Origin of the sequence: Streptomyces sp. NPDC006655 (genome assembly GCF_040703965.1) — a bacterium.
In the GTDB taxonomy this organism is placed as follows: domain Bacteria; phylum Actinomycetota; class Actinomycetes; order Streptomycetales; family Streptomycetaceae; genus Streptomyces.
Map to the genome: position 1 here is coordinate 4773 of NZ_JBEYJU010000154.1, position 8156 is coordinate 12928.

7 protein-coding genes are annotated in these 8156 nt (G+C 70.7%); 2 read left to right on the forward strand and 5 right to left on the reverse strand.

Annotated elements, in window-relative coordinates:
* Nucleotides 1–183: beta/gamma crystallin domain-containing protein (locus AB0958_RS42075; RefSeq protein WP_366895783.1), on the reverse strand; the 183-nt coding region annotated here is incomplete at its 3' end.
* Between the two features lie 277 nt (nt 184–460).
* Between AB0958_RS42075 and AB0958_RS42080 the strand changes: the two genes are divergently transcribed.
* Nucleotides 461–652 (forward strand): hypothetical protein, encoded by a 192-nt coding sequence (locus tag AB0958_RS42080; RefSeq protein WP_366895784.1) that lies wholly within the window; start codon nt 461–463, stop codon nt 650–652.
* A gap of 47 nt (nt 653–699) precedes the next feature.
* Here AB0958_RS42080 and AB0958_RS42085 read toward each other — a convergent pair whose 3' ends face one another.
* From AB0958_RS42085 to AB0958_RS42095, 3 genes are all read right to left on the reverse strand, one after another.
* Nucleotides 700–1164 carry a hypothetical protein gene (locus AB0958_RS42085; RefSeq protein ID WP_366895785.1) on the reverse strand — a complete coding sequence of 155 codons (465 nt, stop codon included), beginning with the start codon at nt 1162–1164 and terminating at the stop codon, nt 700–702.
* Between the two features lie 60 nt (nt 1165–1224).
* Nucleotides 1225–4317: an AAA family ATPase gene (locus AB0958_RS42090; RefSeq protein ID WP_366895786.1), complete on the reverse strand. Its 3093-nt coding sequence runs from the start codon at nt 4315–4317 to the stop codon at nt 1225–1227.
* Nucleotides 4318–4562: 245 nt separating this feature from the next.
* The gene (locus tag AB0958_RS42095) at nt 4563–5561 is read right to left on the reverse strand and encodes a helix-turn-helix domain-containing protein (protein WP_366895787.1); all 999 of its coding nucleotides are present in this window, start codon (nt 5559–5561) and stop codon (nt 4563–4565) included.
* A gap of 262 nt (nt 5562–5823) precedes the next feature.
* Between AB0958_RS42095 and AB0958_RS42100 the strand changes: the two genes are divergently transcribed.
* Nucleotides 5824–6372: a hypothetical protein gene (locus AB0958_RS42100; protein WP_366895788.1), complete on the forward strand. Its 549-nt coding sequence runs from the start codon at nt 5824–5826 to the stop codon at nt 6370–6372.
* Between the two features lie 142 nt (nt 6373–6514).
* On the opposite strand, the gene AB0958_RS42105 is transcribed toward AB0958_RS42100, so the two are convergent.
* The gene (locus AB0958_RS42105; protein WP_366895790.1) at nt 6515–7432 is read right to left on the reverse strand and encodes a Vps62-related protein; all 918 of its coding nucleotides are present in this window, start codon (nt 7430–7432) and stop codon (nt 6515–6517) included.
* Nucleotides 7433–8156 lie beyond the last annotated feature (724 nt).

Consider the following 8156-nt stretch of genomic DNA (forward strand, 5'->3'; position numbering starts at 1 on the left):
GTACTTGCCGGTCTGGTTGGCGTGCTGCCAGGCCAGGACCTTGGCCTTCCGGCCGACCCTGACGGATTTGAACCTGTCGTTGAGTCCGCCGGGATAGAGGTTCTCGTCGGATCCGACCACGTATGTGTGGGCGTCGCCGGTGTAGTTGGTTCCGGTGTGGAAGGTGACTTCTTGCTCGCTCATGTGCCCCTCTGCTGGGTCGTACGGCCACGCTTACAGTGGATGACTACCCTCTGCGCACGTTCAGCCACTATGGGTGCGCGTTGTGAAGGGGCAATGCCTCGGACGCGCAACGCGCTGTCATGCGCCCTGGCCGGGTGGCGGCCCCGTGCGGGCATTCACCTGTTCGGCCTACGGGAGTCCCGGTCCCGGATGCGGCGTCCCCCGTTCGGGCGCACGGTGAAGGTGGCCGGTTGCCGCCAGGTACCAGCCGTGATCGCCAGCTTCCCGGGGAGGCGCCGTGATCGTGCTAGCCCTGCTCGGCCCGGTGGTGCCGCTTGTCATGCTGCTCGGGCTGCCCGTGCTGGAAGACCGCCTGTTCCCGCCGTCACCGCCGCTGCCGGAAGCGACGGATCCGGATCAGGTCGACGGCGATTCCGAGCGCACGGTCTCAGGTGCCGCCGGAACGCTGGAACCTCGTGAGACACCGTGATGCCCCTCTTCCGAGCAGGGGCCGCACGGCCCCGGCCCTGTGGGTGCTCAGGCGCCGTTCGCCTGCTGATCCGGGCGAACAGTGCCGAGGTCCACGACTTCGGCAGTGATCTGTGCGAGGGCCTCCTGAAGCCGGCGAACGGCATCCTCCGCTTCCCTGTATTCCTCGGAACTCGGGAGGACGGTGCCGAAGGTGGCGCCACGGTCAGCCGACAGGGCACGCCAGCGCAGAACCGGTTCGAGCGCGTTGAGAGCACCGGAGAGGAACCAAGCCAGGCGGCCATGAGTCCGCGCGAGGGCGATGGCAAGGACGGCGAGCGTTTCCCGCAGGCGTTCGAGCCGCTGGATGCGGGGCAGCGCCTCCTGGGCATCCGGCGAACCGACGGCATCGCGCAGGCCGGATTCGGCCTCGCGGGCGAGTGCGCGCTCGCTCTCCGTCAGTTTCCACAGCTGGTCCTGGATCTGCTGCTCGGCTTCCTCGGCCAGCACTGCGATGATCCTCCGCATGTCCATGCGGATCACTCTAATCGGACGGGCCCGGCCGCCCGACCCGCCCTGACGATGCGGAGCAGCTCAGGCGGCCCCGCCCCAAGGCACCGGGGCGTGGCCCGCTCCGGCCAGGCGCACCAGTTCCGTCCTGCCGGTCACCCCCAGCTTGCGGCCCACCCGCTCCACCATGCCGGTCACGTCCTGCGGAGTCAGCAGCAGCGCCTGGGCGATCTCACGGTCACCGTGACCGGCGCCGACAAGGTCCACCACCCGGTGTTCGGTCACGGACAGGCTCGGAGCCGGCGCCGGCCGTGCTTCCGGGCGCACGCCCAGCTCGGCCAGCGCCCGGCGTGAGCGGTCGGCCAGGAGCACACTGCCGCAGGTCTCGGCGAGGTCCAACGCCTGGGTGAGAGCCCGGCGGCCCTGGTCGGCCTCTCCCTTGCGCGACAGCGCGGCGCCCAGCTCGTATCGGGCCCGGGCCAGTTCCAGGCGGTCCGGTGACCGCTCCAGCACGGCGACGGCCTCGCGCTGGAGGGCCTCCCCCTCGGGGCCGCCCATGACGACGCCCAGGCAACGTGACGCCCGGCCGATCACTCGCGCGGTGCCCCATCGGTGGGCCAGGTCCAGTTCCTCGGTGGCCAGCTGGAGCGCGTCGGTACGCTGTCCGAGCGCCAGGTGCAGCAGCGCCGCCTGTGACCGCCAGGGCGCTCCGGTCAGGTTCGCGACCTGCGTTCGCTTCTCCTGCGCACCGTACTCCAGCAGGACCGTGAGGGCGGCGGCCCGATCGCCCCGCGCGGCGTATGCGCGGCTGCGTGCGAGGAGCAACGGGCCCTGCCACAGCCAGCCGGCCCGATCGGTGTCGGTGTCCGGCGCCAGTACCCGTGCCGCCGCGGCCGGGTCGCACCGCTCGATCAGCGATTCGCCCACCTGGGCCATCAACGCCAGCCGTGCCCGGGGCTCCAGGCCTGCACCGCTCGTGGCGGCGGGATGTCCGAAGTCCGGGGTGAGCGCGAGCTGTCGGCCCCGGCGCGCCTGGACCCTGAGCCGCCAGATCATCGCCGACGACACCATGAGGAAGATGCCCCAGCGCGCACCGATGTCGGCGATCTGGTCGAACCGCGCGGCCGCGTCGTCGAGACGGTCGGTGGTCAGGTAGGCCATTCCGGCCAGGCTCACGAGCATCTGTGACTGGTCCATGGCCGCCAGTCCGCCGCGCAGGGCCCGGTCGAGGAGGCTGTTGGTGACCTCGGCACTGGCGGCCGAGGCGGCCAGCGCGGCCAGGACCGCGCACTCACCAGGAGTGTCACCGGCCAGCTTGTGATCCCGTAGCCGGCTGGCGAGTCGGCGGGCCGCGGGGAGGGTGGACAGCTGGTCATAGCCGATCAGGAGCATCTGGGCCTGTAGAAACCATGACACCTCACGGGTCGCCCCGGTGCCGTCGTCGTTCTGCCGCAGGTCGTCCACCGCGTGGGTGAGCACCTCCACGGCGTCTGCGTGTTCATGCCCGATGAACAGCGCGTTGGCGAGCAGATAGGCCGCATGGGCGCGCGAGAACGGCTCCGCCAGCACGGCCGAAGCCTGCGTCAGATGATGCCGCGCGGCACCGACATCGAACTGCAGCTCGTCCTCGCCCAGCTCCAGCAGCAGCAGACCGCGCTCCTTGCCGGACATCGGCTCCCGCAGCGCCCGACGCAGATAGGCCGCGGTGATCTCCGGGGCACCGCGGCCGCGCGTGGCCCGTGCCGCCTGCCGCAGGGCCTCTACCCGCCAGGCCTCACCGCTCGGTTCGGCCAGCATCAGGTGAGCCGCCACCAGATGGTCGGCCGCCCCCTCGCGCCGCAGCAGTTCGGCCGCCCGCGCGTGTCCGGCGGCCATCTCCACCGGTCCGACGGTCTCGGTGACCGCGGCCCGGACCAGGGGATGCTCGAACCGCGCCTGCTCACCAGGTGCCAGCACACCGATCCGCTGCAACCGACGGCCGTGCTCCCGGGCCGTTGCGTCGCCCAACTCCGCCAGTTCGGCCGCGAGATGCCAGTCGGCCCCGTCCCCGAGCACCGCCAGGGCCTCCGCCAGACGCCGTGTCGGCTCCGGCTGGACCGTCAGCCGCTTGACCACGGTGTCCGCCAGGGTCCGGCCGCGGAACTCCTCGACCAGTTGTGCCTGGTCGGCGACGGGCCTGATCCCGTTGTCGGCCAGGGTCCGCAGCAATTCGCGCAGCAGCAGGGGGTTGCCCCGGGTCGTCTCGGCGCAGGCGGCGGCGAACCGCGGTTCCGCGTCCTCGCCCAGACTCGCCCGGACCAGCCGGGCCACGCTGTCGGCGCCCAACGCGGGCAGCCCGACCGGCAGGCAGTCCGGCTGGACGGCGATCTGCTCCAGGAGCGGTTCGGCCCGGGTGCCGGTGTCCGGCCGTGCCGCCAGCACCAGCAGCAGCGGCAGACCGCGCAGACGCCGCGTCAGGTACTCCAGCCATCGGACGGACGGGCCGTCCGCCCAGTGCACGTCGTCGACCACCAGCGCCAGCGGCCCGTCATCCGTCACCTGCACGATCAGCCAGTACAGGCTGTGCAGCAGGCCCGGCAACGCCTCAGGCGACAGCCGGCCGCCCTCGCCTGCTCCGGGCACCCGCAGGGCGTGCGACGCCAGCTCCGCCGGGCCCGACAACAGCCGTTCCCGCCCGGCACGACCGGCTCGCGCCAGCAGAGGCTCGGCCAGCTGCCTCAGCACCGAGAAGGCGAAGTCCTGCTCCAGCTCCGCCCCGCTGCCCCGCACCACCCTGATACCCCGGGACTGCTCGGCCGCCGACCAGGCATTCAGCAGGGAGGTCTTTCCCATCCCCGCGCCCGCCCGCACCAGCACCACCGCACCTCGGCCGGCCCGTGCCTCGCCGGCCGCACGCTCGAGCACCGCCAGCTGACCGTGGCGATCGAGCAGACCTGATCCCGTCACTCTGTGATCGGCCGCCGGACCGCCCTGCCGTCCCGAACGGCCGGCGGCGAGCAGCGCGGCGGCGTCGGCTTCGGTCAGCTCCAGCGCCGACACCAGCAGCTCCACCGTGCGCCGCTGCGGCCGCTCCCGGCGGCCCCGCTCCAGATCTCTGATCGACCTGGCCGCCAGCCCGGCGCGCTCGGCGAGATCCTCCTGTGTCAGCCCCGCGGCCCTGCGTAAATTCCGCAACATCTCACCGAACGCCACCACACGCCCCCAGGGCAGACCAGAACGCCGACCACCGAGAGAACGTGACGGTGTGCCGTCGCGCCACTAGTGATCATCAGTGTCGGGTCAGGACCTTATCGGGGGGAACACGCGGCCTGCCAGTACGACACTCGGTGTCCGGGCTCCTGGATTCTCGACGAACTCCCCTTTTTTTATTGGCCAGTTACATCCGCTGCGGCCAGGAGGACCTGCCGTCGGCAACGAGGATCTCACCGCGACAGAGCCACACCCGTGTGGGTTGAGTTGTGGACGAGGCGCTGGCCGAGGTGGGTGAGGCTGTGCCGGGCGGTGCCGTGGGGACGCACGGTGGTGATCAGGCCGCTCGCGCGCAGGGCGTTGAGGTGGTGGCTGGCGGTCGCGGTGGAGATGCCGACACGGGTGGCGAGTTCGGTGGTGCTGCGGACGGCGGTGAGGGCGGCGAGGACGGCGGCCCGGGTGCGGCCCAACAGGCGGACCAGGCCGGGATCGGGGTGCAGGCCGTCCTCGGGAAGGCGACCGTACTTGTGGTGCACCGGAAAGAACAGCTCGACGGGAGCCTGTTCGTCGTAGTTGTCGAGGCGGGCTGTGGGGGCACCGAGGAAGAACGCGGGCACGAGCAGCAGGCCCCGGCCGGCCAGGTGGAGGTCCACGTCGTGCGGGATGTGGCAGGGGACGGTCAGAACCGGAAACTCCCAGCTGATCGACGGATGCAGGCCGTTCAGCATGCTTCCGGCCATGGCGGCCGCCCCGCCGGTCACGGCCTGGACGGTGCGTTGCACCTGCCGCCAGGCCGGTGCGATGGCCAGCCGGTGGTAGACATCCAGCAGACGGGCCAGCCGGTTGGTGGCATCCGGTCGGCCGTGGTGGACATCGACGATCCATCGCGGCAGGTCGGGGCGCAGGCTGCGCGCCACGGCCAGATCGGCGGTCGCCGCGGCCAACGGCTTCGCCCGCACTGCTTCCAGCCCGTCTCGCAGGTTCGCGGCGCCCGTGGGGGCGACGAGGAACTCGGGCAGCGTGCCGTGGTCGGGGGTCACCAGGTCGAACACCGCCTGGCCGCCGGGCCCGATGGCTTCGCGGGCCTGGGAGGACCAGCGGACGAACGGTCGGCTTTCGGCCTGTGGCTGTTGCAGGAACTGAAGGCTGAGCACGGTCTCCATCAGCGGCTCGGGATGTGTCAGCCAACGGATCCGCTGCAAGTCGGCCTCGGTGAAGTGAAGACGGAGCATCAGTCCCCCAGCCGGGCGATCGAACCGGGTGCGCCGGGAGTCCGTCCCGAAGTGCTGTTTCTCCCGGTTGTGAGCACGGTCGAAGCCGATGGCGCCCGTTCTTGCCGCTGGGCACGATGAGTCATGTCAGCCCCGCGGGGATGACGCTCGACTCCAGCAGGGGACCGACGCCCCTGGCGGAACACACTGTCGCGGTCTGCCCGTTCACGGGCGTACCAGGGTCGTGACATGTCCATGACCATTCTGAGAAGGAGTTCTTCACATGACGGGAACCAAGCGGATCTCTCTCGGCCGGCGCGGCCTCGGCCTCGCAACGGCCGGCCTCGCGACGGTCCTGCTCACCGGGCTGCCCGTGGCTTCGGCCGCGGCCGCCCCGCACGCCTCCAAGGCTGTGATGATCGAGAGCGGCCCGTTCCACGGCTACGTGCTGTGTGCCAGCCCCAACGACGAATCGGTCTGGCTCAAGACCATCGCCACCGCCGATTCCTACTGCAAGTGGAAGGTGTTCGGTTCCGACTCCGAGTTCACGCTGTACAACGCGGCCAAGGACCAGGTGATGGCCTACACCGGTGGCAACGAGGGCGCTGTGGTGATGGAGGATGCGGGGACCTCGCCCCTGGGCTTCCACGGCGAGGAGTGGTCCTGGGGCGGGCAGGAGGACTGGGGAGCCGCGGCGCTGCAGTCCTTCTATGACAGTGGTCAGAACGTCGACGCCGGGATCGACAGCCCCCGCACCGACCCGGTCCACACCCGCGGCTGGCGCCACGGTCACCAGCGCGAACTGACCTGGAACCCGATCGCCGCCGGCTGAGCTCTGCCCTGACCAGCCCGAGCCGGACGCCACGCCCGGCTCGGGCTGCGGTCCGAGTACAACTCGGGCTGCGGTCCGAGTGCAAGCAGGGGGCCGGTGAGAATGACGAGCGGGTGACACGTCGTGCGTCACCAGGGACCCGTCAGCCCACCGGCCCGGTCGGCATGTCAGCCGGTGGCGCCGTGTGGGCGAGTGCCCCGTCCAAGGGCTGCATGCGCGGGTCGAACGCTGCTTTCATGGGCGGACCCACGGGGCCGTCGTCCAGGACGCACTCCCCGCTGACGGGCTCGGAGAAGGTGCAACCGGACTTCGGATTGCCCCACCGGCCGGTGTAGTTCAGCCAGGACCATTCGCCGGTGAAGCTGCCCACAGGCTGCCACGCGAACACTTTCAGGGCCTGCTGGGTGTCCCACAGCGTGCCGGCGCTCGTGTCGTCGTTGAGGCTGTCGCCGTTGGGCAGACGCTTGTAGGTGTGGCGTCCCGCGTCGGCATACAGGCCATGGGACCCTTGGGCCGCGTAGACCACCGGGTGCTCGCCGGCCAGCGCGACGTCCTTGCCGCCGTAGGGGAATGTCTGCCCACCGTCGTGCTGACTGAGGGAGATCTGCTGAGGCGTCCCGTCGACGAAGCGGAGGGTGACGTTCTCCCAGTCGCCGACGTGGTTGCCGAAGGTGGAGTAGCCCCCGACGCACCCCCAGGGGGAGTACCAGCCGATGCAGACGCGTTTGCCGTTGTTGTAGGGGTAGAACGTCCAGTAGATGACATCGGTGACGTTGGTCGGGAGGCCGTTGTCCGTGCGGTGGACCACCTCGGCGTAGGCCGGCACCGCGCTCCGGTCGGGGCGCTGCCCGGCCAGGAACGCGGGGCCGGTGCAGGAATCGCAGCCCAGCGGCTGGTTGGTCACGAGGAACTGCTGGTTGGGCTTGTCGCCGTCCGGATGGGTCTCCACGTGGGTGTTGTTCAGGAGCGACTCCACGTCGGACGGGAAGTAGGACTCGTCCTGCTGGAGCCAGATCCGTGGAGCGAAGCGGCGCGCCAGGGTGTCATCGGACGCCGACACCGAGGCGGCGGGGGCGGACCGGGTGCCGGCCGCGGCCGATGACGGCGTGGACAGTGGCAGCGCCAGGCAAGCGGCGGCGGAGATCGTAGTGATCAGAGCGGCCCGCCGACAGCGCACGGAGGCCGGCCGAGCTTTCGATAAACCAGTCACGAATATCCCTTTCATGGTGAATGCCGCGGGAAGGTGATGCGCAACGTGTCGGCAGAGCGGGGCACATGGCCGTGCGAACGGGCGCAGCAGGGCGGTGGTCTCCGGCGCACAGGGTGACCGGCTTCAGCGACTGCTGCCCGTACACGCGTGGGTCCGCTCCTTTGCGGTTCGGGAGCCGAGGTCGTTCACGGGCGACACCTTCCTGCACTCGATGGGGAGCGGGTCTGCTTGACCGTGTACAGCAGAACATCGAGGCGGAGAGGGCACCAGGAAGAAGAACGGGACGGACTACCGGAACAAACCAGCGCCGGCGTTGCCTTGGAGCCGTGCACGTCGGCCGGGTGACGGTCGCCGCCGACGGCAGGCCCTCACGGTCGTTCCAGTTCCTCGCCGCTGGTGTCCGCGATGACCGGCCTGGGCTGCGGAGTCAGTCGGCGGTGTCGGTGTGGAAGAGGCGTGTGCAGCGGTTCGGGTCCGCGCGGCTTGCACCCACTGCGTTTCGGGTCCCGTCGCGGGTCTGCTCCACGGGCGTCCGTAGCCCGTCGACAGAGAGGCCCCTGGCCCGCGTTTCCGC